This window comes from Terriglobia bacterium (assembly GCA_020073185.1).
Lineage (GTDB): Bacteria > Acidobacteriota > Terriglobia > Terriglobales > Acidobacteriaceae > JAIQGF01.
The window spans coordinates 1-22,129 of sequence record JAIQFT010000064.1 but is presented as its reverse complement, the minus strand read 5'-3'; the positions used below and the strand labels follow the sequence as shown (position 1 = coordinate 22,129).

Below are 22,129 nucleotides of genomic sequence, written 5' to 3'. Positions count from 1 at the left end.
ATCGTGCCGGTCAAGGATTCAGCGAAGAAATCGGCCAGGCTCATCAAGGGGGCGAAGGAAATCTATTATCCGGGCTTGCCTCACGGCCTCACCGCCACGCATGCGGATCAAGTCAACGCCGACCTGTTGGAATTTCTGAACTTGGTTCAAAAAGCTCGCAGGGCAGCATGAATCTTTGCGCCGCGCGGCAGACCGCATTCCTTCGCCGGTCTGCCGGGCACTACGCCACTTGTAAGACTGCTCCAATTGCTACAATGCATTCGTGTCCAGCTCGATTTTCACCGCTCCGCAATACGATCCCCGGCGCGAGCGCCGCAAGAAAATCATCATCGCGGTGGTTATGGCGGCGGCGATCGTCGTCGGAATTTTTGCCTACCTGTACCGCAATTGGCCGGAGGAGCGCGTGGTGGACCACTTTTTCACCGCGCTGGTGAACAAGGATTTCGAAAAGGCGTACGGCATCTGGCTGCACGACCCCGACTGGAAGCAGCACCCGCAGAATCCCAATTATTCGTTCCGCGATTTTTACAACGACTGGGGACCGGGCGGGGAGTGGGGGATCATCAAGAGCTTCCACATTGACGGCTCCGCCAGCCCCAAGAACGGCAGCGGCGTGGTGGTGCTGGTCACGATCAATGAGCGCAAGGAGCCGGCGCGAATCTGGGTGGAGAAGAAAGATAAGACGCTGACGTTCTCGCCGTACTAGCTGTCAGCTAGCAGCGCACGCCAATTGGCCGTTGGCGAATCGGCTGTCGGCCGTCGGAAAAGCGAGCGGAGCGCCGCAGCGCCCCGCTTCAAGAATCAAGATCGAATCCCTCGCAACTGACAACTCGCAACTCGGGAGCTATTTGCCTGCCCCGCCGGCCATCTTCTTGACCATGGCGAGCACCAGTTTGCGATCACTGTCGTTGAGGCTGGAGGAATAGCGCCGGATCTGCGTCAGGAAGCGGATCTCGTCCTCGCTCAACTGCGGCAAGTTGCGAGCGCCGTTGTCGCGCGGGTCGCCGACGAAGAACTGGGCCAGCGGCACTTCCATGGCGCCGGCAATCTTGGCCAGGGTATCCAGGGAAGGAATGGTATGGCCGTTCTCCACGCGTGACAGGTAGCAGCGCAATAACCCGGTGCGCTTTTCGATGTCGCCTTGGGACATGCCTTTTTGTAGACGGAAGTTGCGGATGGTTTCGCCGATATTCATGTTGGCTTAAAACAGTCTTAGGGCTATTTGGGGGTGGTATGCATAGTAACCAGAGTAGAACGGCTGCGCAAGCACAATTTTCGACAATCTTAGGTGGGCCATGCGCAAAGCCAATCAGGACGCCGTTTCCCGTTATGGTAACGAAACGGGTCTTAACCTCGGAGACACCAAGAATCAGTGGTCAGTGGGCTGGTGACGGGCTGCGAGCTAGCCCATCAGCATGCCGCCATTGACGCAGAGCACGTGGCCGGTAATGTAGGACGCCTCCTCGGAAGCGAGAAAACGCACGGCGTTGGCGACGTCCCGCGCGGTGCCGGCTCGGCCCAGCGGGACCATCTTGAGCACGTGTTCCTTCAGCTCCGGCACGAGCACGTCGGTCATGGCGGTCTCGACGTAACCGGGCGCAACCGCGTTAACGGTGATGTTGCGCGAGGCGACTTCACGCGCCAACGCCACGGTCAGGCCGATCATCCCCGCCTTCGAAGCCGCGTAATTCGCCTGTCCCGCCTGGCCCATCTGGCCGAAGACGCTGGTGATGTTGATGATCCTGCCCCAGTGCTGGCGGAGCATGGAGCCGAGCACCTGTTGGCTGCACAGGTAAGCGCCGGTGAGGTTGGTGGAGATGACGTCGTCCCAGTCGGCGCGCTTCATCCGCAGGGCGAGGTGGTCGCGGGTGATGCCGGCGTTGTTCACCAGGATGTCGAGCTTGCCGAGCTTGGCGATGGCCGCCTTGATGCCGGATTTGATTTCGTCTTCTTTGGCTACGTCGATCTTGAAAGTTTCCGCCACGCCGCCGGCGGCACGGATGAGGTCGGCGGTTTCCGCCAGTTTCTGCTCGTTACGGGCAGCGAGGGCGACAGCAGCGCCGGCTTCGGCCAGGGCGATGGCGCAGGCGCGTCCGATCCCCTGCGAGGCGCCAGTCACCAGCGCCACACGTCCGTCGAGCCGGATACCGCGGTAGGCGGCGCCTGTCTCAGCCATCATGGCTCCTGGAAAGCCCGATTATAGCAAGCAGGCTTCAGGCTCCCAGGCTTCAGGCCGCAGGCATGACACGCCCAGATTGGACGGAATTTCCTGCAGGGAGGGCTACCCGAGGCGCGACTCGCGCATGTCCTTTTCCAATCCGTCCGGCGGGCCGGTTTCCGGTTCGAGGTTACGGAACAGGTAGCGCAGCAGCGGTGGCGCCAACAGGGTAGTCACGCCGCCCATGAAGATGACGACCGCATAACCCTGCTGCGAAATGGCGTTCATCTGCAACCCGATGAGCGCGACGATGAGCGCGACTTCGCCGCGGGGCATCATACCGACGCCAATCTTGGCCGCGGTGGACATGCCTTCGCCCAGCATGGGCAGCCCGCAGCCCAGGACCTTGGAGACGATCGCCAGCAGCGAAATGATGATGGCGGTAGCCCAGACCGAACCGGTGAAGAGATGGATGTTGAGGCGCGTGCCCATCACGAAAAAGAAAAACGGAGCCAGGAATTCGTTGATGGCGTGCACGCGCGGCTGCAGATTCCACTCCGGGGAGTAGTCGGCGAACATGAGGCCGGCGAAGAAGGCGCCGATGATGGCCGCCATGCCAATCTTGGTCGCCGCCACCGAGAGACCAAGACAGATGGCGAGGGCAAGAATCAGCGGCGCGTCTCGGGTGGACATGCTCTGCAGCGGAGTGCGCATGCGACCGACCAGGCGAGGGCCGATGAATATCATGAAAATGGCGAAGCCGAGAGCTTCCACCACCAGCACGAGTATGTGGATCCAGCGGATGCTGCCGCCGGTGGCCAGGCCGGCGACGATGGCCAGCACGATCATGCCGAGGATGTCATCGAACACCGCCGCTCCCAGGATGATGCGTGCCTCGCGCGTGTTCAGGGCATGAATGTCGCTCAGCACGCGCGCGGTGATGCCGACGCTGGTGGCCACCATGGCGGCGGCCACGAATACCGATTCGTGCACCGGTCCGCCCTTCAGGTGCAGGTAGGTGAAGCCGAGCAGGAACGGCACCGCCACGCCGGCCAGCGCGACTCGCAAAGATTGGCGGCCCACCCGCAGCAGGTCCTGAGGGCGGGTATCCAGGCCGACGGTGAAGAGCAGGAAGATGGCGCCGATTTCGGCGATGGAGCCAACCGTATCGGAGGGCGTCACCAGCCCGGTGGCGTGCGGTCCGAGAATGATGCCGGCGAGGATTTCCCCAAGCACGGCGGGCACATACAGTCGTTCGAACAGCTCGCCGAAAACTTTTGCCCACACGAAAATGGCGAACAGCTCGAGCAGGAACGTGTCGACGTGCTGGGGCATGGTGCGGCCTTCCGACCGGTTTGGGCCGTGCGTCTTCTGACTCGATGCGGCGTTCCGAGCGCACGCCTAGTTGCCGGCAAAGCACGGCGCCGCGCCGAGATTTTTGTTTAACGCAAAGGGACCCCGCTGGCTACAAAAATCGAAGAGTAGCCGAAGCGCCTGCCGTTCGCGTTTCTCGGCACGGTGCTGGGGCTCGGCATGATCTTCGGCGGGATGGCAGGAATCCTTGGTTCGATCCTCGCCGCGCTGGCCTTTGCTCATTGCTCATTCCAGGTACCAGCCGCTGCGCAGCTTGCGCATCGCGGACCAGGGCGCTTGCTCCGGAGAGGCGTACAATTCTGTGGCCAAAACAACAAGGCACCGCCGAACGCGCATCCTACTGCTTTCCACGGCATTCCGCGCGTCCGCGCGGAAGACCCCGGCTTAAGGAGGAGTCCTGATGGCGACGGTGCAGGCCTTGTCGATCGCCGACCGTTGGGCGCGTGTGCCTTTCTATTTCAACTCCGCCGCGCATTTGCTGCGCATTGGCCGGGAGCGCGCCACGAATTTGTCGGAGCTGTTGGAAGCGCTGCGCACTTGTCCCAACGACTCCATCTTCCAGCACACCTTCCAGACCTTGCAGGAGCACCACTTCATCCGCGAGGGATTTTCCAACGACTTTGCGCACTGGGCCTTCGCCGCTTGCAACGAGGTGGGACTGGCGGAGCGGCTGGCTTCGATTGACGTGCGCGAGTTCACCAGCATCCCCGACCTGCGCGGCCGCCTGGTTGCCGTGGTCGAGGAATATCTCAAGCGCAATCCCCGCGCGCGCGACCGGGCCGCCCTGGAGCCATTCTACTTCTGCGCCTCCGACACAGTCGTGATTCCGACGCCGTTTGTGGCGCGCAACCTGCAGGAATTCATCGACTCGTTAAGGAAAGTCAGCATTCACAGCATTCACTATCACTTCATCGAGGCCCGCCTGCGCTTGAAGCTCAATTCCAACGATTTCTCCCTGTGGCTGGAAGACGAGATGGATCTGGGGAGCGTGGGAGTCCGCATGAACCGGATTGACATCTATACTTTGACGCTGCACGACATTCGCGATCAGATCCTGCGCATCCTGGAACGCGCCGCGCAATCGGCGGGAAGATCGGCGCACTGAGGAGCGACGGAATCCATGGACGACGGGAAGAACACGCAGGAAGCGAACCTGCCGGGCCGGGCCGCTGAGAACCGGGGTCCGGGGAATGACGGTCCGCCTGTGACCGCACCGGCAGCGCCGCCCGCGATGGAGCCCGGAGAGCGCCGCAAGCGTGCGCGGATTTCGGAAACGCCGCCGCCGCCGCCACCGCCGCCGCGGCTGGACGATTACGAGCCTATCATCGGGCGTCCCGAGCTCGACGAGCTCCATTTCCTTGCCCGCCAGCTACGCGGCAAGACGGTGAAGATGGTGAACTCCACCGCCGTGGGCGGCGGCGTGGCCGAAATCCTCAACCGGCTCGTCCCGCTGCTGAACGAACTGGAAGTGCACACGAAATGGGAGGTTATCACCGGCGGTAACGACTTCTTCGAGGTCACCAAGGGCTTCCATAATGCGCTGCACGGCGGCGAATACAACCTGACAAAGCAGGCGAAAGACATTTTCATGCTCTACAACGAGCAGAACCGCCAGCGCATGGAGTTCGGCGAGGACCTGTTCGTCATCCACGACCCGCAGCCGGCGGGGTTGATCGGCTCGCGGGCGCGCAACCGCGGCCGCTGGATCTGGCGCTGCCACATTGACGTCAGCAATCCGCACCCCGCGGTCTGGGGATTTCTGCGCCCCCTGGTGGAGCAGTTCGACGCCGCCATATTCTCCGCGCCGGCGTTTTCGCGGCAGTTGTCCATACCGCAATACTTGCTTTATCCCGCCATCGATCCGCTATCGGAAAAGAACAAGGAGTTGCCGGAGGAATCCATCGCCAAGGTCTGCGACGACTTCGGGATTGACCGCAGCCGGCCGATCGTCACCCAGATTTCGCGCTTCGACCGCCTGAAGGATCCGGTGGGCGTGATCCTGGCCTACAAGCTGGCGAAGAAATACGTGGATTGCCAGTTGGTGCTAGCCGGCGGCGGCGCCACCGACGATCCCGAAGGCGCGGCGGTGTTGCAGGAAGTGATGGACGAGGCGGGCGACGATCCCGACATCCTCGTGCTCAACCTGCCACCGTGGTCCGCGCTGGAGATCAACGCCCTGCAGCGAGCCTCCACCATCGTGGTGCAGAAGTCCATCAAGGAAGGCTTCGGCCTGACCGTGACCGAGGCGCTGTGGAAGAGCAAGCCGGTGATTGCCGGAGCGGTGGGCGGCATTCCGACCCAGGTCATCCACAAGCTCACCGGAGTGCTGGTGCACTCGGTGGAGGGCTGCGCTTACCAGATCCGCTATCTGCTCACGCACCCGGAATACGCCGCTCAACTGGGGCGTAACGGTCGCGAGCACGCCAAGGAAAACTTCCTCATGACCACCAACGTGAAGCGCTACCTGCTGTTGTACCAGATCATGCTGGGAATGGCGCGGCCGGAGAAAGCGCCGCTCCAGGAGTAGGGCCGAGTGTCAGGTTTTCGGGTCGCCCGTTTGGCGGGACGGCGCGTGAGATTTCGCGCGTGGCGGCCCATCACCAATGGCCAACGACCGTTTCAAAACAGCTCCCCGCCGTTGTAAATCAACTCTCCGTCAGCGACGCGCGCCACGTCCATTAACTTGTGCGCGCGCGCCGGGCCGGTGGCGTCGATGTGCAGCACGGTGTGCCCGTGTGCCACCAGGTAATCCGAGACCATCATGCGATGGCAGCGAAAATACACGCGCTCGGCGCACATGTACGCGGTGGGTTTCGCCTCCGCCATGCGCACCAGGGCAGCCGCGGTGTCGCGGAATTCCGCCGTGAGCATGTAATCGGCGTAATTGCGGAAGGAGTCGCTGCGCAGTGCGGTGTTGGGCGATTCGTTGCGGATCTTCTTGCGCCGGCCGCCCAGCGCTTTCATCCAGACATAATCAATCCCGCTTCTGGGCAACTCGCGCTCCAGATTTTCGCGGTTGAACTGCGGCAGCCGGCGCGACATGGGGAACGAACGGATGTCCACCAGCCGCGCCACGCCGTGCGCCCGCAGCGCTTCCATCAGCTCGTCGAGGGAGCGTGTGGAGTGACCGATGGTGAAAAGCGTGGCCACTTGTAGCTGTCATTTGACGTAAAAAAACAAACTCAAAATTCCGAACGCCGGGGCCAACGTCGCGAGCCAAGGCCGCCATTCTCTAAACATGCCTATAACGGCGAGAGTGATTGCGCACACCACACTCGCGGCGTCTAACGAAGACAGCCACCTCTCGTAAGGAGAATTCGCGAGCGTCGTTCCTTGGTACCGAAAAGCGTACTCAGCAAGCGAGACAGTTAGGACTGCAGTCGTCATGCTTACGGCAAGTGACGCGTAAGACCAGACCCGCTCAGAAATATTCTTCATGACTCAATCACAGAATCTCCCGCTGATCGCCCACTCTCCGCGTCACTCGCTCGCGGTCCAGGTACTCCAGCAGCGGGATGGCGTACTTGCGCGAGACGCCGGTGAGGTCTTTGAACTTGGCGACGTCAATCCTGGGCGAGCGCGCCTTGGCCGCCGCCATCAGCTTGCGCAGTTGATCGAGCGCGTCGCGGTGGAAGACGAGGTCATCCGACAGCTTCACCAGCACGCGATCGCGCAGCAGCAGGGTCACGATCTTCTGCGCGCGGACCCGGTCCACCTTCACGGAGGCGAGTACGTCTTTGAGTGCCGGAACCTTGAGCCCGGCGCCGGCAAAGGCCTGCTCGATGATTTTCTTGGACTCCGACTCCTCGTCCTTCATGACCACGCCCCGGCCGACGGCGCGCACGATTTCCGCCGTGGTCTCCAGCTTCTTGTCGCGCACCAGCGAATCGAGCACGGCGCCGAACACGGTTTGCTCCAAGCCGAGCCGTTCCGCCAGCTCGCCCTTGGCGATTCCGGGCACGAGCGGATTTGCCGAGTGAAACGCATTGATTGCCGCGACTGCCTCGTCCCTCGCCTGCTGGAACGCGTCGGCGGAGATGAGTACGTCCGCGATCCTGAGCACAGCGGATTTCGCGGAAGCGGCGCCGGGCACGAGCCAGGCAACGATTTCGTCCACGCGTTTCGGCGGCCACCATCCGGTTTCGGACAGTGCGGCAGAGACGGTCAACCCGCGCTTTCCACGTCGCGCCACGCGGGCCGCCAGCACCTCCGGAGGAGACCCGCGCGAAACGGTTTCCAGAAAGCCGATGGTCTGGTCGGCGGGCACGCCCTTCACCGGCGGCGCGGCGTCAATGACGGTTCCGCCGCCGATGGTCACGACCGGCGAAAACTGGCGGATGATGAAGCGGTCGCCAGGCAGCACGAGCAGTTGATCGCGGAAGCGCAACTGCGCGAATCCCGACTGCCCCGGCTGCAGCGGCTTGCCGCCGAAGCCCGCGACCTCGGCGATGGTCTCGCTGGTGTGTACGTGCAGGTGGACGCGGGCGCGATCGCGCAGCGGCTTCGCCCCGGCCAGCAGCGACAGCCGTACGTTTGCCCGCGGCGTAGTGTGGAACACGCCCGCATGCATTAGCGTCATGCCCCGCGCCAGGTCTTCGGTAGCGATGCCGGCAAGGTTGAGCGCGGTGCGTTGTCCCGCGACCGCCTGCTCGGCCGCCGCGCCATGCACCTGCACGCCGCGCACTCGCACCCGGCGCCCGCCGGGAAAAACCTCCAGTTCGTCTTCCTTTTTCACCGTGCCCGAGAGCAGCGTGCCGGTAACGACCGTGCCGAATCCCTTCATGGTGAAGACGCGGTCAATGGGCAAGCGCGGCACCGAGTTCGAGTCTTTCGCCTGCACCTCGGCGGCAACGCGCAGCAGCGCGCGCTTCAAGTCCTCGAGCCCGGCGCCGGTTTTCGAGCTGACGGGAATGATGGGCGCGCGAATCGGGTCGAGAAACGACGTGGCCAGGTACTCTTCCAGCTCGAGCTTGACCACACTGAGCGAATCGCCGTCCACCAGGTCGGACTTGGTCAGCACCGTGATGCCGCGCGGGATGGCGAGCAGGCGGCATATGTCGAAGTGCTCGCGGGTTTGCGGTTTGATGCCCTCGTCGGCGGCGACCACCAGCAGCACCACGTCAATGCCGCCCACGCCGGCCAGCATGTTGCGCACAAAGCGCTCGTGGCCGGGGACGTCCACGAAGCCCAGACGCAGCGTTTCGCCGCGGTCGGCGGGCAGGTCAAGGTGCGCGAAGCCGATATCAATGGTGATGCCGCGGCGTTTTTCTTCCTCGAGACGGTCGGCATCGATGCCAGTCAGCGCTTTCACCAGCGCGGTTTTTCCGTGATCGATATGGCCGGCAGTCCCAACGATGACCGATTTCATCGCTGAAAGTGTAAATCACAGTGGCGGGAGGCGGGGCAACTCCCCTCCGCGGGGGCTCGGAGCCTGCGCTGGTTGGCGTCCGCCCCGAGCGGCCCTGATGCTTTGGATCAGGACGTTCATCGTTCAATGCAGTGCTAAGATGCGGCCCACGTGCGCGGGGTTTGATCGATTTACGGATTGTCGAAGTGAGGAATTTGCGAATTATGTTGCCGCGAAGCCTTCCGAGGGAGGCCGGAAATTCGTGAATTCTTCAATTCGTAGATTTTTCGCGCCTTGCCTTCATGCGACAATAGTCAAGAGTCTCCCCATGCCGACGGAAAGCGCGATCACGCCCGAAGTCGTCCGCGAGCACAATCTCAGTCCCGAGGAATACCAGAAAATTCTCAAACTCCTCGGCCGCGCGCCCACCATCACCGAGCTGGGCATCTTTAGCGTGATGTGGAGCGAGCACTGCTCCTACAAATCCTCGCGCGTGCACCTGAAGCGCCTGCCGACGCGCAGCCGCCGCGTGGTGCAGGGTCCCGGCGAAAACGCCGGCATCATCGACGTCGGCGACGGCTGGGCTTGCGCATTCAAGATCGAGTCGCACAATCACCCATCCTTCATCGAGCCCTTTCAGGGCGCAGCCACGGGCGTGGGCGGCATTCTGCGCGACATTTTCACTATGGGCGCGCGCCCGGTGGCGGTAATGGACTCGCTGTGCTTCGGCCCCATCCGCCCCGGCCCCAGCGAGAGCGATCTGAAGACGGTCCGCCGCAATCAGTCGATTCTGGAGGGCGTGGTCAGCGGCATCGCCGGCTACGGCAACTGCTTCGGCGTACCCAACCTCGGCGGCGAGACCAAGTTCGAGCCCTGCTACTCGCAGAATCCGCTGGTCAACGCCTTCGCGCTCGGCCTGGTACGCCGCGACAAGATCTTCTACGCGCGCGCTTCCGGCGAAGGCAACCCGGTCATCTACGTAGGCTCAAAGACCGGGCGCGACGGCATTCACGGCGCCACCATGGCGAGCGAGGAGTTTAGCGAGACCAGCGAGCGGAAGCGTCCCAACGTGCAGGTCGGCGACCCGTTCCTGGAGAAGCTGCTGCTGGAAGCGTGCCTGGAGGCGATGGAGACCGGCGCGGTGGTCGGCATCCAGGACATGGGCGCCGCCGGCCTGACCTGCTCCACCTGCGAGATGGGAGCGCGCGGTCACGTCGGGCTGGAAATCGAACTCGACCTCGTCCCGCAGCGCGAAACCGGCATGACGCCCTACGAAATCATGCTCAGCGAATCGCAGGAGCGCATGTTGCTGGTCGCGGAAAAAGGCAGGGAAGAAGAAGTCTTCTCCGTTTTCCGCAAGTGGGGACTCGACGCTTCCACGGTCGGCCGCGTCACCAATGACGGAAAAATGCGCGTGCTGCAACATGGGCACGTAGTCGCCGAAATTCCCAACCACGCGCTCACCGACGAGGCACCGGTCTACAAGCGTCCCCTGGCGCGCTGGGACGCGCCAGTTCCGCGCGAGAAGCCGGACAGCATACAGCTCGGCGGCGAATCCGACCTGACGTCAAACCTTGAGCGCCTGCTGGCCGCTTCGAATATCTGCTGCAAGCGCTGGATCACCGAGCAGTATGAAAGCTACGTTCAGTTGGTGGGCACGCAGCGTCCCGGCGGCGATGCGGGCGTGCTGCGCGTCAAAGGCACCGAACGCGGCCTGGCCATGGCGCTCGACGGCAACGGGCGCTGGTGCTGGCTCGATCCCAAGCTCGGCGCCATGCATGCCGTTGCCGAATCGGCGCGCAATGTGGCGTGCGCCGGCGCGCGTCCCATCGGCGCCACCAACTGCCTGAACTTCGGCAACCCCGAAAAACCGCACATCATGTGGCAGTTCTCGCAAGTCGTCGACGGCATGACCCGCGCCTGCGAGGAACTGGAAACGCCCATCACCGGCGGCAATGTCAGCTTCTACAACGAAACTCTGGGCGAAGGTGTTTACCCGACGCCGGTGGTCGGCATCGTCGGCCTGATCGAGCACGTAGACCGTGCCATGACCCCCGACTTCCGCGAAAAAGACCGCGCCATCGTGCTGCTGCGCGGCTCCGAACCCGGCGATGCCGTGGATGCTGAAATCGAGTTTGGCTCCTCCGAGTATGCGAAAGAGATCTTGGGCCAGGTGTGGGGCTTCCCGCCGGCACTCGAGCTGGAGAGGGAAAAAGCGCTGCAGGACTGCATTATCGACCTCATCGGCCTGGGCCTGATTGATGGCGCTCACGACTGCTCCGAAGGTGGCCTGGCGGTGGCGGTCGCCGAATCCTGTTTCCCGCGCGACCTCGGCGCCCGCGTGGAACTGGCGAGCCAGGACATGGGCGGCGACGACCTGCTTCCCGAATACCTGCTGTTCGGCGAGGACGCCAGCCGCATCGTGATCTCCTGCGTCCGCGAAAACGTCCCGAGAATCGAAGAAGTAGCGGTAAAATATGCCGTGGCCGCGCTTCCGATCGGCGTCACGCAATCCGAAAAACTGGAAATCTTCGTGGACGGCAGGGCGGTCGTGTCCGCGCCCGTGTCGCGACTGAAAGATGCGTGGGAGCACGCCCTGGAACGCGCGCTCCACACCGAACCCGAAGCGCGCCTGGAGCCGGAGATTTTGCACAAGAGCTGACGCCGCATGAAGATTCGCGACGCTATGAAGTTCGTTGAGGAAGATGGACCGGCAATACAAACACGCACTGAAGAAGGCCGCGTGACGATTGCCGGTCATCCGTCGAAGGACTTGGATCCGAAAACGTTTAGATCGATTTTGAAACAGGCTGGTTTGCGATGAAGTACGCAGTTCTGTACGAGAAGACTGCTACCGGATACAGCGCGCATGTGCCTGACCTCCCTGGCTGCGTTGCCGCCGGGGACACGCTTGAGGAAACCGAACAACTTATGCGCGAGGCTATCGCAATGCATTTGGATGGAATGAGGGAGGACGGAGACTCGATTCCCGAGCCGAGCACGGTTGCTGGCTACATCACGATTTCAGCCTAGCCAATCGCTGATTGCTAAATGCCGCTTTTGGACAAATTCCGCGAAGAGTGCGGCGTGGTCGCCATCTACGGCCATTCCGAGGCCTCGACCCTCGCCTATCTCGGCCTGCACGCGCTGCAACACCGCGGCCAGGAATCCGCCGGCATCGCTGCCTCGAACGGTTCGAACATTCGCGTGCACAAATCCATGGGCCTGGTCGGCGACATCTTCACCGCGCCCGTGCTCGCCGGGCTTCCCGGCGCGCTCGCCATCGGCCACACGCGTTACTCCACTACCGGCGACTCCGCCCTGCTCAACGCGCAGCCCATCCGCGTGGACTGCAACAAGGGCATGATCGCGGTGGCGCACAACGGCAACCTGGTGAACGCCAGCGATATCCGCTCGCGCCTGGAAGCCGAAGGCTCGATTTTCCAGACCACCAGCGACACCGAGGTCATCGTGCACCTGATCGCGCACTCGCGCGAACAGACCCTGCCCGACGCCATCGCCGACGCGCTCCGCCGCATTGACGGCGCCTTTTCGCTGGTGGTTATCTCGCGCGACCGCATCTTTGCCGCTCGCGATCCGCGCGGTTTTCGTCCGCTGTCGCTGGGACGCATTCCCGCCAGCGGCACGCGCGTCAACGATGCCATCGCCTTTGCCTCCGAGAGCACCGCTTTCGACTTGCTGGGTGCGACGTTTGAGCGCGACGTCAAGCCCGGCGAGTTGGTCGTAGTCGGCCCCGAAGGGCTCCAGTTGCGCTTCTACGCCCCGGCGGCGCCGCAGTCGGCCTGCATCTTCGAGCACGTCTACTTCTCGCGCCCCGACAGCATCGTCTTCGGTCGCTCGGTGAACCAGAGCCGTGAATCGCTGGGCCGCCAACTCGCGCGTGAAGCCCCCGTGGACGCCGACATCGTGGTCGCCGTCCCTGACTCCGGCGTGCCCGCCGCCATCGGTTACGCCGCCGAAAGCGGGCTGCCCTTCCGAGTCGGCCTCATCCGCAGCCATTACGTCGGTCGCACCTTCATCGAGCCCGAGCAGCGGGTGCGCGACTTCGGCGTCAAGCTCAAGCTCAACCCGGTGCGCAGCGTGCTCGTGGGCAAGCGTGTCGTGCTGATCGACGACTCCATCGTCCGCGGCACCACCAGCCGCAAGATCGTGCGCATGATCCGCAACGCCGGCGCCAAGGAAGTCCACATGCGGATTTCCTGTCCGCCCACCATCTCGCCGTGTTACTACGGTGTGGACACGCCTTCCAAACGCCAGTTGATTGCTGCCAACAAGAGCGTAGAGGAGATTCGGAAGTTCATCGGCGCCGATTCCCTCGCCTACGTTTCACTCGAGGGCCTGAAGCAAGCCTGCGGCGAAGGCGAGCAGACCACCTATTGCACTGCTTGCTACACCGGCGAGTACCCCACCGACTTTGTCGCCATCGAAGACATCCAGCCTGCAATCTTCGAAAGCGAACGGATCACCGCGGATTAGTCTTCGGACTACCGGCTACGGACTCCCGATCACGCGGCCAGCCAGCGACCGACGGCCACCGACTCTTTTGTAGCGGAGGTCGCCCGCGCTGCATCTCTCTTAGTGAAAAACTAGAACAGGTACAATAATCACGATGTCCGCAACTCCCTTACCGCTGGCCGCCTTTATCGCGGGGCTGCTGTCGTTCCTGTCGCCGTGCGTGCTGCCGCTGGTGCCGGGGTACGTCTCGCTGATTTCCGGCACCGGCGCCGAGAGCCTGGCGCACGAGCGCCGCCCCCTGCGCGCGGTCATGCTGAACTCCATCACTTTCATTCTTGGCTTCAGCATCGTGTTCATCCTGCTGGGAGCGGGAGCCACCGCGGTGGGCCAGTTAATCGGCCGTTTCCGCCGCGATCTCACCTTGATTGCCGGCATTGTCATCATCATCTTCGGCCTGCACCTCACCGGCCTGCTGAAGATCAAGGCTCTCTACGCCGACAAGCGCCTGCATGACGTGAAGGGTAGCAGTTCGCCCCTGGGCGCGTTTTTCGTGGGATTTGCCTTCGCCTTCGGATGGACGCCGTGCATCGGCCCCATCCTCGCCGGCATTCTCACTCTGGCCGCCGCGGAAGAGACGGTGACCAAGGGCATGTTCCTGCTGGCCGTGTATTCCGCCGGCTTGGCGGTACCGTTCCTGCTCACATCGCTCGGCGTGGACCGTTTCCTGTCGTTCTACGGACGCTTCCGCCGCCACCTGCACGCGGTGGAAGTCGCCAGCGGCGTGTTGCTGATTGTTCTGGGTGCGCTGGTATTGACCGGCCGCTTTACCGTACTTTCGGGATACCTGTCGTTTCTGAATCGGTTCGCATTGTAATGAGGTAGAGGCTTCCCATGGCGACAAATTTTTCCCCTCCAAGCAGCGCAGCCGGAAACAGCCCCGCTCCCGACGCAGTCCCGAACCCTGCAACTTCGGCCACCTCGGCGACGCCTGCATCCGGCATGAAACGTGACGCCACCGTGATCGTTGTTGTCGTGCTGGTGATCGCCGGGATGCTGATCGCCGGCAAGCACTTGACCAGGCAACAAACTCCGGGCGAGAGCATTTCCGGCAGCAATAAGGCCATCAAGGGCCAGCCCGCGCCCGATTTTCAGCTCAGAGATCTCGACGGCAACACCGTCCGCCTGGCCGACCTGCGCGGCAAGGCCGTGCTGTTGAATTTCTGGGCCACTTGGTGCCCGCCATGCAAGATCGAGATGCCCTGGTTCGTTGACTTGCAGAGGCAGTACGGGCCGCAGGGACTGCAGATCGTCGGCGTCGCCATGGACGAAGGCAACGCCCACGACGCGGTCGCCAAGTTTGCCAAGGAAATGGGCCTGAATTACGCCGTCCTGCTCGGCAATGACAAGGTGGCCGACCAGTATGGCGGCGTGGACTCCTTGCCCACCACCTACTACATCGGTCGCGACGGGAGGATCGTGTCGCGCGTTTTTGGCTTGGTGAGCCATGGCGAGATCGAAGACAACATTCGCGCCGCGCTCCAGCAAGGTCCGGCGGTGGCGCAGAACTCCCCGCCTGCCGCGGGAGCGGTCCGCTGATGAGGTCGCCCGATTTCCGCCCGAGGTTGCCCCACCCTTGTCTCGCCGGATGGCGCCTGCCCCGAAGAGTAGCGAGAGGGCGAGACAGGGTGGGGAAATTCGCTGTTGTATTCGTTGCTCTGCTGATATCAGCGGCAGCTCTGGCGCAAGTCGAAACCTCGAAGCCCAAAGCCACGCAGCGCGTCACCGCCGCCCCGATCGCGCCAGTGGTTGTCCACGCCGGAAGCTCCAAGCAGGTCGAGCTTACGTTCCGCGTCGCCCCCGGATATCACATCAACTCCCACAAGCCGACATCGGAGCTGCTGATTGCCACCGTCCTCAGCGTCAGTCCGCCCACCAACATTGCTGTCGCCAAGCTGACTTATCCCGCTGGCGTGGAGCGATCGTTCCCGTTCTCACCCAGCGAGAAACTCAGCGTCTACGCCGGTGACTTCACTCTGACCGCGCTGGTCAGGGCCGCTCGCACCACGCCGCCGGGCAGGTATCGCGTCCATTGCACCCTTCAGTACCAGGCCTGCGACGACCGCGCCTGCTACCCGCCGGGCAAGGTGCCGGTCGCGTTTGACGTAAAGGTCAGCAAAGCCGGGACAGGCCACACCCGTCGCAACCCGGCGCAGAGCCCGCACGTGCATCAATAAAGCTTCCATTGGTCTTTTGGCTTACCACTGCTCGAATTCGCTTTTTCAATGGCAAACGGCCAATGGCCAATGGCGGCACTATTAGTTCGTGGTTTCTATGAAGACACTCGGCATCGTCGGCGGCCTTGGGCCCGAGTCCACCATTGAGTATTACCGCTTCCTGTTGGCAGCCTACCGCGAGCGCCGGCCCGACGGCAGCTCTCCCTCCATCATCATCAACAGCCTGGACGTGCAGCGCGGGATCGCGCTCCTGAATGCCAACCAACTCGCCGAGCTCGCGGACTATCTCGCGCTCGGTGTAGAACGCCTGGTGCGGGCCGGCGCCGACTTCGCTCTCATCGCCGCCAACACGCCGCACATCGTTTTCGACCCGGTGCAACGTCGCTCGTCCATTCCACTGATCAGCATCGTCGAAGCCGCGCGCGACGAGGCGCAGCGCTTGCGGCTGACCAGGCTCGGTCTCCTGGGCACAGGCTTCACCATGCAAGGGCGCTTCTACCCCGACGTCTTTTCGTGCGCAGGCATTGAACTGGTTGTTCCCAGCAAAGAGGAGCAGGCCTTCATTCACGACAAGTACATCAACGAGCTTCTGGAGAACGTTTTTCTTCCCGCCACACGCGACGGATTGTTCACCATTGTGGAGGAAATGAAGAAGCGTGATGGTATTCAGGCCGTGATCCTCGCCGGCACCGAGCTGCCACTGATCTTGAGGGAAGTCGCCGACCGCGCCGGCATTCCATTTCTGGATACCACAAAGATTCACGTCGACCGCGCGGTCACCGAATTGCTTTCCTGATGCCTGACGCCTGAAGCCTATTGCGTTTCAATCTGCATCGTCTCGCCGATGCTCAGCGACTTGGGCGCGCCCGGCATCTCCGGCCCGGAATACGTTGCCGTGATCCGGAAGCTGGTTCCGCTCACGTCCGCCGAATAGCTGTACGGCCCGCGTCGCTCGGAAGGCAGCACCGTCCCTTTGGCGCGCAACTCGTCCAGGGGCAGGTACTTTCCTTCCAGCGCGAACTGCTGTTTTTCCGCGTTGGCGAATGCCAGCAGGTCGTTGCGCACGCCAGCGACATCAATCGCGGCTCGCGGATTCGACGCTCCCAGAGTCGAAGACGCCGTCTGCGCCTGCTTGGTGTACAGGTAAAACCCGATCGCCAGCGCGATCACCAGTGCGATCAGCCCGAGTATGCGTGTCATGGCAGCTCCGTGGGAGAATTCTAACGGGGCATCCGCGAGCGGCGCTTAGCTTTCCATGTACCCGGAACCGCGAACCAGCGCTAAGGGCGCAATTGTATCCGGAGGTCCGCCGCACGATGGGGTTCCGGTGGCGCCGGCGGCGCCTTGCGCTGCGCCGCCTCGACAAACAGGAGCAGCAGGATCGTGAACAGCACCGCCAGGATAAGCGCAAAAATCAGGCTGAACAGGTTCATGGCAGCGCCCCACCCGATCGCAGCACCAGGAAATTGTTGCCGATGCGCCACGCGCATACTTCCACCTTCCGACGTAACGCTGACGCCTGAAGCGCGCAGCCTCAAGCCTCTTGCTACCTCACCGTCAGCACCGGGCAGTGCGCGTCGCATACCACGCGATGCGCTGTGGACCACGGGAAATGCGCCGCTGCGAACACTGACTGTTGGTGAAGCCCCATCACAATCAGGCTGGCGTTCTGCTTTTCCGCGACGCGCACGATGATCGCGGCGGCAATTCCAACATCCACCACGACGTCGGTCTTCGTCCCGGCCGGCACCAGCTTTCGCAGTTGCGCTTGCGCCTCATCCACTTCCCGCTGCACAAACGTCGTTGCCCCAGATTCCGCGTCCGGGATGGCGCTGGCCAGCGCGTGCACCAGGGTCAATTCGGCGTGGTGCTGCTCCGCCAGTTTGTTCACGTAGGGCAGCGCGTGCAGCGATCCCGGCGAGAGGTCGGTGGCAAACACCACTCGCCGCAGACGTCCTTCGTGCAGACACGACGGCGCGACGTGCGGTCCCACGGTGACGACCGGGCACGGCGAGCGGCGGAAGACCTCTTCGGCCACCGAGCCCAGAATCAGTTTCGTCAGCCCTTCGCGACCGTGCGTCCCGATGACCACCACGTCGATACTGTGGTCCTTGATCACAGATTCCAGCACCGGCCACAGTTCGCCCTGCTCGAGCAGGGATGCATGTTCGATTCCGGCCAGCTCCGGCGTCGCCAGCGCCTCGCGCATGTGGGAGCAGGCTGCCTCGCCCTCTTGCGACAGCGGTCCGAAATCCAGCGGGATGGGGTACGTGGGCGCTGGCGGCAGCACGTGCGCCAGGAAGATTTTCCCTTTCTCCTCACGCGCCAGCGCGGCCGCATAACACAGCGCCGGTTCCGTGCAGCGCGAAAAATCGGTTGCTACAAGGATGGTTTTTAATGAAACCTGCGGTGGGGCGGTTACAGTTGCCATAGGACACCTCCTCAGCTATGGCACAAGAGGCACCCGATCTGCCATGGCAATCATTACACCTTTTGACCGCGGATTCAGTGATGTGCCGCGCGCCGCGACGATAGCTGTCCTGTTTCGGCACTCACCGAAATCCGATCCCCCGGCACTGGTTGTCACACCCCTATGCTTCTCACGGGTTGGCGAGATTAGGGTGGGGATTTTCTTCATCCGCTACCGTCGTGTACTCCGCCGCCAATAAAAATATCCCGGCAGCCCAATCGCCGATAGCACCAGGCACGACCAGGCCTCCTTGGGCCGCTCATACGTGGTGTTCACCAGCCAGCCGGCGATCAGCATCAGGTACACCGCCGGCATCCACGGATATCCCCAGCAGCGGTACGGACGCGGCATGCCGGGCCGCCTCCGGCGCAGCACGAACAGCGCCCCTACGGTCGCCACGTAGGAAAGGATCATGCCGAAGACCGTATAGGTAAACAACTGGTCGTAGGTGCCGCTCAGCGCGAAGACGCAGGCCAGTACGCCCTGCGCCGCCAACGCGAACGCCGGGGTCCGGTACTGTGGGTGGACGTTGCCCATGCGGCGGAAGAACAGGCCGTCGTGCGCGACCGCGTACGCCACGCGTGCACCCGCGAGCACGTTGCTCGAGGTGGCGCTGAAGCACGCCAGCGCGATTACCGCCGAAATCCAGTACGCCGCCGCCGGCGAAAACAGTGCCAGCGCCGCCGCTTGGCCCACCGCGTCCTCGCGCGCGATCTGCTCCACCGGCAGGGCGAACAGGTATGCCGCGTTCATCGTGCCGTACAGCAGCACGACCCCCACGATCCCCAGCACCAGCGAACGCGGGATGTTGCGCTCCGGGGCGCGAATCTCGCCCGCCATCCAGGCCACGTAGACCCAGCCTTCGTACGACCAGAAGACGGCGATGAACGCTACCCCCAGGGCCGCCATGAACGGATTCAGCCCGCCGGCGAAAGCTTCGTGCACTCCACCCAGGTTGAAATGCGACCACGAGCCCTTGCCGATGACAAACCCGAACCCCACGAACGCCGCGATCGCTACGTACTTCATCCACGTGGTCACGTTTTGCAGAATCACGCCACGCCGCACCCCGAGCGCGTTGATCCAGGTCAGAACCACGATCGCCGCCACCGCTACCAGGTCGCCGCGGGTCAGGTTCCATGCCGTTTGCACCACCTGGCCCGACTTCCATCCCAGTCCGGGCAGCGCAAGCACCGCGACGCCCGCCTCCAGCGGCCGCACCAGTTTCCCCAGATACACGGCGAACGCCACCGCGATGGTCGCAATCCCGCCGGTGTTGCCGGCCACGAACATCAGCCAACCGTAGAGGAACGCCGACAGGTCGCCATACGCTTCGCGCAGGTAAACATACTGGCCGCCGGCTTCGGGGAACATAGCGCCCAGCTCGGCAAAGACCAGCGCCGCCATCAGCGACAGCACGCCCCCGGCAACCCATACGCCGATAAACAGCGGCGCCGAGGGCAGCGCCGCCGCTACGTCCTTCGGCACCAGGAAAATGGCGCTGCCCACCACGCCGCCGATGACCAGCAGCACCGCGTCCCACAGCGACAGCCCGCGCACCAGGCCGGTGGATTCCCGCTTTGCGGATTGCACTGAGGTCTCGGCAGGCATTTGGAGGAAAACGCCTCTGCGACTGGGACCAGAAACTAGAAACTGGAAACTAGAAACTGGATAATGAGTCCCGGAGGTTATCCGCACATGGCCGACAGCGTCAAGGTGGAGCAGGTGGCGCCGGGCATCGAACGCGCGTACACGCTGCCCTCCGACTATTACACCGATCCCGCCTGCCTGCGCCGCGAATGTGAGCGCATCTTCTGGCGGACGTGGCAGTGTGTCGGCTGGCGCGAACAGGTGGCCAACCCCGGCGACTACTTCACCTTCGACCTTTGCGGTGAGCCGCTGCTCGTCACCCGCGACGCCGGCGGCGCAGTGCGCGGCTTCTATAACGTCTGCCGCCATCGCGCCGGCCCGGTCGCGGGAAACTGCGGATCGCGCAAAGTCTTCCGCTGCGGCTATCACGGCTGGACCTACTCGCTCGACGGACAACTGCTCAACGCGCCGGAGATGGAGGGGGTCTGCGATTTCTCCCACTCCGACTTTGCCCTGCGGCCGGTGCAGGCGGCGGAGTGGGAAGGCCTGGTGTTCGTCAATCTCGATCCGGCTGCCGAACCGCTCTTGACCTCACTCGGCAAGCTTCCATCGCAAGCCGCGAAGTTCGATTTCGCCCGCATGCGCTTCTACCAGCGCTATAACTACGTCATGGAGTGCAACTGGAAGGTCTACATCGACAATTTTCTGGAGGGCTACCATCTTCCCTCGGTGCACCCCAGCCTGAATCGCGAGCTCGACTACAGCCAGTACGTCACCACCACGTTTGCCCGCCATTCCATGCAGTCCTCGCCGATCCGCGGCCCGGAGAATGAGGCCAATGTCGCCCGGCGCTACGCGCAATCGCGCGGCGATCTCTCCGCCGAGTACTACTGGATTTTTCCCAACTGGATGCTGAACTGCTATCCCGACAACATGTCGCTCAACATCGTTCTGCCACTCGGTCACGACCGCTGCATCGCCATCTTCGCTTGGTTCTTTCCGCCCGAGGTATTGCAGACCGAAGCACCCGAAAGCACTTTTCGCTTCAGCAACGAAATCCAATTGGAGGACGGCCACATCTGCGAGACCGTGTACCGCAACTTGAAATCTCAGAGCTATTCCCGCGGCCGCTACAGCATCAAGCAGGAGCAGGGCGTGTACCACTTCCACCAGCTCTACGCCGCGGCGATGAATGGGTAGTTGGTGGCTGGTAGCCCGTAGGGTTTTTCCCGCGAGCTACCAGCTACCGACTGCCAGCTACCGACAATGAGAGCCGAAAACGTTATGCCTTCACTAACTCTCACCCCTATCGGAACCGTCCATAGCGAAATCCGCGAGCCGCGCGATGAAGTTTTCGGCGGCCTGACCGCGCGCATCGAACTCGACCCGGCTCGCTTCACGCCCGACTCGCTGAAGGGTCTCGATGAGTTCTCCCACGTCGAAGTTTTCTTCTACTTCCACCAGCTCGACGACTCGCAAATCGTTTACGCCACGCGCCACCCGCGCAATCGCCCGGACTGGCCCGAGGTTGGCATCTTCGCGCAGCGCGCCCGGGCGCGTCCCAGCCGCATCGGCTCCACCGTCTGCCGCCTCGTCTCCGTTGAAGGGCTCACCGTCACCGTCGAAGACCTGGACGCCATCGACGGCACCCCGGTGCTCGACATCAAGCCCTGGATGTCGGCGATGGGTCCGCGTGGCCCGGTGCGTGAGCCGGCCTGGGCACGCGAATTTTCCACCACCTATTGGCGCCCGGCAAAATAGGGCAACCCGGTTGGTTGGTTGACATCGAATCCAACGAACATGTCGCGACCTTTGCTTGTCCTGCTGATCGCACTCTGCCTCGGAATCCCCGCGCTGGCGCAGGACAATTACGAAATCCAGGTCTACGGCTCCGACACCGTCGAGCCCGGCGCTACCATGTTCGAAACCCACACCAATTTCGCGCCGTCCGGCCATCCGTCACAGGATGGGCTGCGTCCCACTGACCACGCCTGGCACGAGACCTTTGAAATCACCCACGGCTGGAACGACTGGTTCGAAACCGGTTTCTACATCTTTACCTACGCGCATTCCGGCTACGGTTGGGAGTATGTCGGCTCGCACATCCGCCCGCGCGTGCGCGCCCCGGAGAAATGGCACTGGCCGGTGGGCGTCAGTCTCTCCACCGAGTTCGGCTGGCAGCGCCGCATTATTTCCGTGGACACCTGGACACTGGAGCTGCGGCCCATCGTGGACAAGAAAATCGGGCCTTGGTATTTGGCTTTCAACCCAACCGTGGGCAAGTCATTCGTCGGCGCAAATTCCGATAAGGGCTTCGACTTTTCGCCCAACGCGAAGTTCAGCTATGACCTGACCAAGAAAGTCGCCGTCGGACTGGAGTACTATGGCTCGCTTGGTCCGATCGGCAATTTCGATTCGTTGTCCGAGCAGGAGCAGCAGATTTTTCCCACCGTGGATTTGAACCTGTCGCCAAACTGGGA

The 22,129-nt window shown here is 62.9% G+C and carries 24 protein-coding genes; 14 read left to right on the top strand and 10 right to left on the bottom strand.

Features of this window, described 5'->3' with window-relative positions:
• Positions 1-262 precede the first annotated feature (262 nt).
• A complete protein-coding gene (locus tag LAN64_17895) occupies positions 263-706 on the top strand; it encodes a hypothetical protein (protein MBZ5569704.1) in 444 nt (147 codons plus the stop codon).
• Positions 707-844: 138 nt separating this feature from the next.
• Here LAN64_17895 and LAN64_17890 read toward each other — a convergent pair whose 3' ends face one another.
• The 4 genes from LAN64_17890 to LAN64_17875 form a co-directional block, all read right to left on the bottom strand.
• On the bottom strand, positions 845-1,195 hold the full coding sequence (locus LAN64_17890) for a helix-turn-helix domain-containing protein (protein MBZ5569703.1): 351 nt from the start codon (positions 1,193-1,195) through the stop codon (positions 845-847).
• 207 nt (positions 1,196-1,402) lie between these two features.
• Entirely contained in the window at positions 1,403-2,176 is a 774-nt protein-coding gene (fabG, locus tag LAN64_17885; protein ID MBZ5569702.1) for a 3-oxoacyl-[acyl-carrier-protein] reductase, read from the bottom strand.
• A 105-nt stretch (positions 2,177-2,281) separates the two neighbouring features.
• Positions 2,282-3,493 (bottom strand): cation:proton antiporter, encoded by a 1,212-nt coding sequence (locus LAN64_17880; protein ID MBZ5569701.1) that lies wholly within the window; start codon positions 3,491-3,493, stop codon positions 2,282-2,284.
• 66 nt (positions 3,494-3,559) lie between these two features.
• The gene (locus tag LAN64_17875; GenBank protein ID MBZ5569700.1) at positions 3,560-3,754 is read right to left on the bottom strand and encodes a hypothetical protein; all 195 of its coding nucleotides are present in this window, start codon (positions 3,752-3,754) and stop codon (positions 3,560-3,562) included.
• Positions 3,755-3,932: 178 nt separating this feature from the next.
• Here LAN64_17875 and LAN64_17870 point away from each other — a divergent pair, with 178 nt between their 5' ends.
• A complete protein-coding gene (locus tag LAN64_17870; GenBank protein ID MBZ5569699.1) occupies positions 3,933-4,637 on the top strand; it encodes a DUF5752 family protein in 705 nt (234 codons plus the stop codon).
• A 126-nt stretch (positions 4,638-4,763) separates the two neighbouring features.
• Complete coding sequence (locus tag LAN64_17865; protein MBZ5569698.1) at positions 4,764-6,059, top strand: glycosyltransferase; 1,296 nt, start codon at positions 4,764-4,766, stop codon at positions 6,057-6,059.
• 92 nt (positions 6,060-6,151) lie between these two features.
• On the opposite strand, the gene LAN64_17860 is transcribed toward LAN64_17865, so the two are convergent.
• Both LAN64_17860 and selB read right to left on the bottom strand, forming a co-directional pair.
• Positions 6,152-6,682: a DUF488 domain-containing protein gene (locus LAN64_17860; protein MBZ5569697.1), complete on the bottom strand. Its 531-nt coding sequence runs from the start codon at positions 6,680-6,682 to the stop codon at positions 6,152-6,154.
• 295 nt (positions 6,683-6,977) lie between these two features.
• On the bottom strand, positions 6,978-8,900 hold the full coding sequence (gene selB / locus LAN64_17855; GenBank protein MBZ5569696.1) for a selenocysteine-specific translation elongation factor: 1,923 nt from the start codon (positions 8,898-8,900) through the stop codon (positions 6,978-6,980).
• A 307-nt stretch (positions 8,901-9,207) separates the two neighbouring features.
• On the opposite strand from selB, the gene purL reads away from it, so the two are divergent.
• The 8 genes from purL (at position 9,208) to LAN64_17815 (ending at position 16,385) form a co-directional block, all read left to right on the top strand.
• Positions 9,208-11,541: a phosphoribosylformylglycinamidine synthase subunit PurL gene (gene purL, locus LAN64_17850; protein MBZ5569695.1), complete on the top strand. Its 2,334-nt coding sequence runs from the start codon at positions 9,208-9,210 to the stop codon at positions 11,539-11,541.
• A gap of 6 nt (positions 11,542-11,547) precedes the next feature.
• Entirely contained in the window at positions 11,548-11,703 is a 156-nt protein-coding gene (locus tag LAN64_17845) for a type II toxin-antitoxin system HicA family toxin (GenBank protein MBZ5569694.1), read from the top strand.
• Positions 11,700-11,912: a type II toxin-antitoxin system HicB family antitoxin gene (locus tag LAN64_17840; GenBank protein MBZ5569693.1), complete on the top strand. Its 213-nt coding sequence runs from the start codon at positions 11,700-11,702 to the stop codon at positions 11,910-11,912. Before LAN64_17845 ends, LAN64_17840 begins: the two co-directional genes overlap by 4 nt.
• Before the next feature lie 18 nt (positions 11,913-11,930).
• Positions 11,931-13,376, top strand: a complete 1,446-nt coding sequence (gene purF / locus LAN64_17835) for an amidophosphoribosyltransferase (GenBank protein MBZ5569692.1) — start codon at positions 11,931-11,933, stop codon at positions 13,374-13,376.
• A 133-nt stretch (positions 13,377-13,509) separates the two neighbouring features.
• Positions 13,510-14,229, top strand: coding sequence for a cytochrome c biogenesis protein CcdA (locus LAN64_17830; protein MBZ5569691.1), 720 nt, complete (start codon positions 13,510-13,512; stop codon positions 14,227-14,229).
• Positions 14,230-14,354: 125 nt separating this feature from the next.
• Positions 14,355-14,951, top strand: coding sequence for a TlpA family protein disulfide reductase (locus LAN64_17825; protein MBZ5569690.1), 597 nt, complete (start codon positions 14,355-14,357; stop codon positions 14,949-14,951).
• 89 nt (positions 14,952-15,040) lie between these two features.
• Positions 15,041-15,589 carry a protein-disulfide reductase DsbD N-terminal domain-containing protein gene (locus tag LAN64_17820; GenBank protein MBZ5569689.1) on the top strand — a complete coding sequence of 183 codons (549 nt, stop codon included), beginning with the start codon at positions 15,041-15,043 and terminating at the stop codon, positions 15,587-15,589.
• A gap of 97 nt (positions 15,590-15,686) precedes the next feature.
• Positions 15,687-16,385 (top strand): amino acid racemase, encoded by a 699-nt coding sequence (locus LAN64_17815; GenBank protein MBZ5569688.1) that lies wholly within the window; start codon positions 15,687-15,689, stop codon positions 16,383-16,385.
• 17 nt (positions 16,386-16,402) lie between these two features.
• Here LAN64_17815 and LAN64_17810 read toward each other — a convergent pair whose 3' ends face one another.
• The 4 genes from LAN64_17810 to LAN64_17795 all read right to left on the bottom strand — a co-directional run bounded on the left by LAN64_17810 (position 16,403) and on the right by LAN64_17795 (position 19,652).
• Positions 16,403-16,789: a hypothetical protein gene (locus tag LAN64_17810; GenBank protein MBZ5569687.1), complete on the bottom strand. Its 387-nt coding sequence runs from the start codon at positions 16,787-16,789 to the stop codon at positions 16,403-16,405.
• 80 nt (positions 16,790-16,869) lie between these two features.
• Positions 16,870-17,079: a hypothetical protein gene (locus LAN64_17805; GenBank protein ID MBZ5569686.1), complete on the bottom strand. Its 210-nt coding sequence runs from the start codon at positions 17,077-17,079 to the stop codon at positions 16,870-16,872.
• Between the two features lie 56 nt (positions 17,080-17,135).
• Positions 17,136-18,020, bottom strand: coding sequence for a universal stress protein (locus LAN64_17800; protein ID MBZ5569685.1), 885 nt, complete (start codon positions 18,018-18,020; stop codon positions 17,136-17,138).
• A gap of 210 nt (positions 18,021-18,230) precedes the next feature.
• Positions 18,231-19,652, bottom strand: coding sequence for an amino acid permease (locus LAN64_17795; GenBank protein MBZ5569684.1), 1,422 nt, complete (start codon positions 19,650-19,652; stop codon positions 18,231-18,233).
• 105 nt (positions 19,653-19,757) lie between these two features.
• Here LAN64_17795 and LAN64_17790 point away from each other — a divergent pair, with 105 nt between their 5' ends.
• The 3 genes from LAN64_17790 to LAN64_17780 form a co-directional block, all read left to right on the top strand.
• Positions 19,758-20,849 (top strand): aromatic ring-hydroxylating dioxygenase subunit alpha, encoded by a 1,092-nt coding sequence (locus LAN64_17790; GenBank protein ID MBZ5569683.1) that lies wholly within the window; start codon positions 19,758-19,760, stop codon positions 20,847-20,849.
• Positions 20,850-20,933: 84 nt separating this feature from the next.
• Positions 20,934-21,410 (top strand): SAM-dependent methyltransferase, encoded by a 477-nt coding sequence (locus LAN64_17785; GenBank protein ID MBZ5569682.1) that lies wholly within the window; start codon positions 20,934-20,936, stop codon positions 21,408-21,410.
• A 39-nt stretch (positions 21,411-21,449) separates the two neighbouring features.
• Positions 21,450-22,129: hypothetical protein (locus LAN64_17780; GenBank protein ID MBZ5569681.1), on the top strand; the 680-nt coding region annotated here is incomplete at its 3' end.

What these genes read in the sequence shown, in the direction of transcription:
- LAN64_17825 (MBZ5569690.1), top strand. Translation starts at nt 14,355, where the DNA reads ATGAAACGTGACGCCACCGTGATCGTTGTTGTCGTGCTGGTGATCGCC.
- LAN64_17875 (MBZ5569700.1), bottom strand. Translation starts at nt 3,754, where the DNA reads ATGAGCAAAGGCCAGCGCGGCGAGGATCGAACCAAGGATTCCTGCCAT.
- LAN64_17805 (MBZ5569686.1), bottom strand. Translation starts at nt 17,079, where the DNA reads ATGCGCGTGGCGCATCGGCAACAATTTCCTGGTGCTGCGATCGGGTGG.
- selB (MBZ5569696.1), bottom strand. Translation starts at nt 8,900, where the DNA reads ATGAAATCGGTCATCGTTGGGACTGCCGGCCATATCGATCACGGAAAA.
- fabG (MBZ5569702.1), bottom strand. Translation starts at nt 2,176, where the DNA reads ATGGCTGAGACAGGCGCCGCCTACCGCGGTATCCGGCTCGACGGACGT.
- LAN64_17790 (MBZ5569683.1), top strand. Translation starts at nt 19,758, where the DNA reads ATGGCCGACAGCGTCAAGGTGGAGCAGGTGGCGCCGGGCATCGAACGC.
- LAN64_17830 (MBZ5569691.1), top strand. Translation starts at nt 13,510, where the DNA reads ATGTCCGCAACTCCCTTACCGCTGGCCGCCTTTATCGCGGGGCTGCTG.
- LAN64_17865 (MBZ5569698.1), top strand. Translation starts at nt 4,764, where the DNA reads ATGGAGCCCGGAGAGCGCCGCAAGCGTGCGCGGATTTCGGAAACGCCG.
- LAN64_17845 (MBZ5569694.1), top strand. Translation starts at nt 11,548, where the DNA reads ATGAAGATTCGCGACGCTATGAAGTTCGTTGAGGAAGATGGACCGGCA.
- LAN64_17870 (MBZ5569699.1), top strand. Translation starts at nt 3,933, where the DNA reads ATGGCGACGGTGCAGGCCTTGTCGATCGCCGACCGTTGGGCGCGTGTG.
- LAN64_17840 (MBZ5569693.1), top strand. Translation starts at nt 11,700, where the DNA reads ATGAAGTACGCAGTTCTGTACGAGAAGACTGCTACCGGATACAGCGCG.
- purF (MBZ5569692.1), top strand. Translation starts at nt 11,931, where the DNA reads ATGCCGCTTTTGGACAAATTCCGCGAAGAGTGCGGCGTGGTCGCCATC.
- LAN64_17815 (MBZ5569688.1), top strand. Translation starts at nt 15,687, where the DNA reads ATGAAGACACTCGGCATCGTCGGCGGCCTTGGGCCCGAGTCCACCATT.
- purL (MBZ5569695.1), top strand. Translation starts at nt 9,208, where the DNA reads ATGCCGACGGAAAGCGCGATCACGCCCGAAGTCGTCCGCGAGCACAAT.
- LAN64_17800 (MBZ5569685.1), bottom strand. Translation starts at nt 18,020, where the DNA reads ATGGCAACTGTAACCGCCCCACCGCAGGTTTCATTAAAAACCATCCTT.
- LAN64_17785 (MBZ5569682.1), top strand. Translation starts at nt 20,934, where the DNA reads ATGCCTTCACTAACTCTCACCCCTATCGGAACCGTCCATAGCGAAATC.
- LAN64_17880 (MBZ5569701.1), bottom strand. Translation starts at nt 3,493, where the DNA reads ATGCCCCAGCACGTCGACACGTTCCTGCTCGAGCTGTTCGCCATTTTC.
- LAN64_17810 (MBZ5569687.1), bottom strand. Translation starts at nt 16,789, where the DNA reads ATGACACGCATACTCGGGCTGATCGCACTGGTGATCGCGCTGGCGATC.
- LAN64_17890 (MBZ5569703.1), bottom strand. Translation starts at nt 1,195, where the DNA reads ATGAATATCGGCGAAACCATCCGCAACTTCCGTCTACAAAAAGGCATG.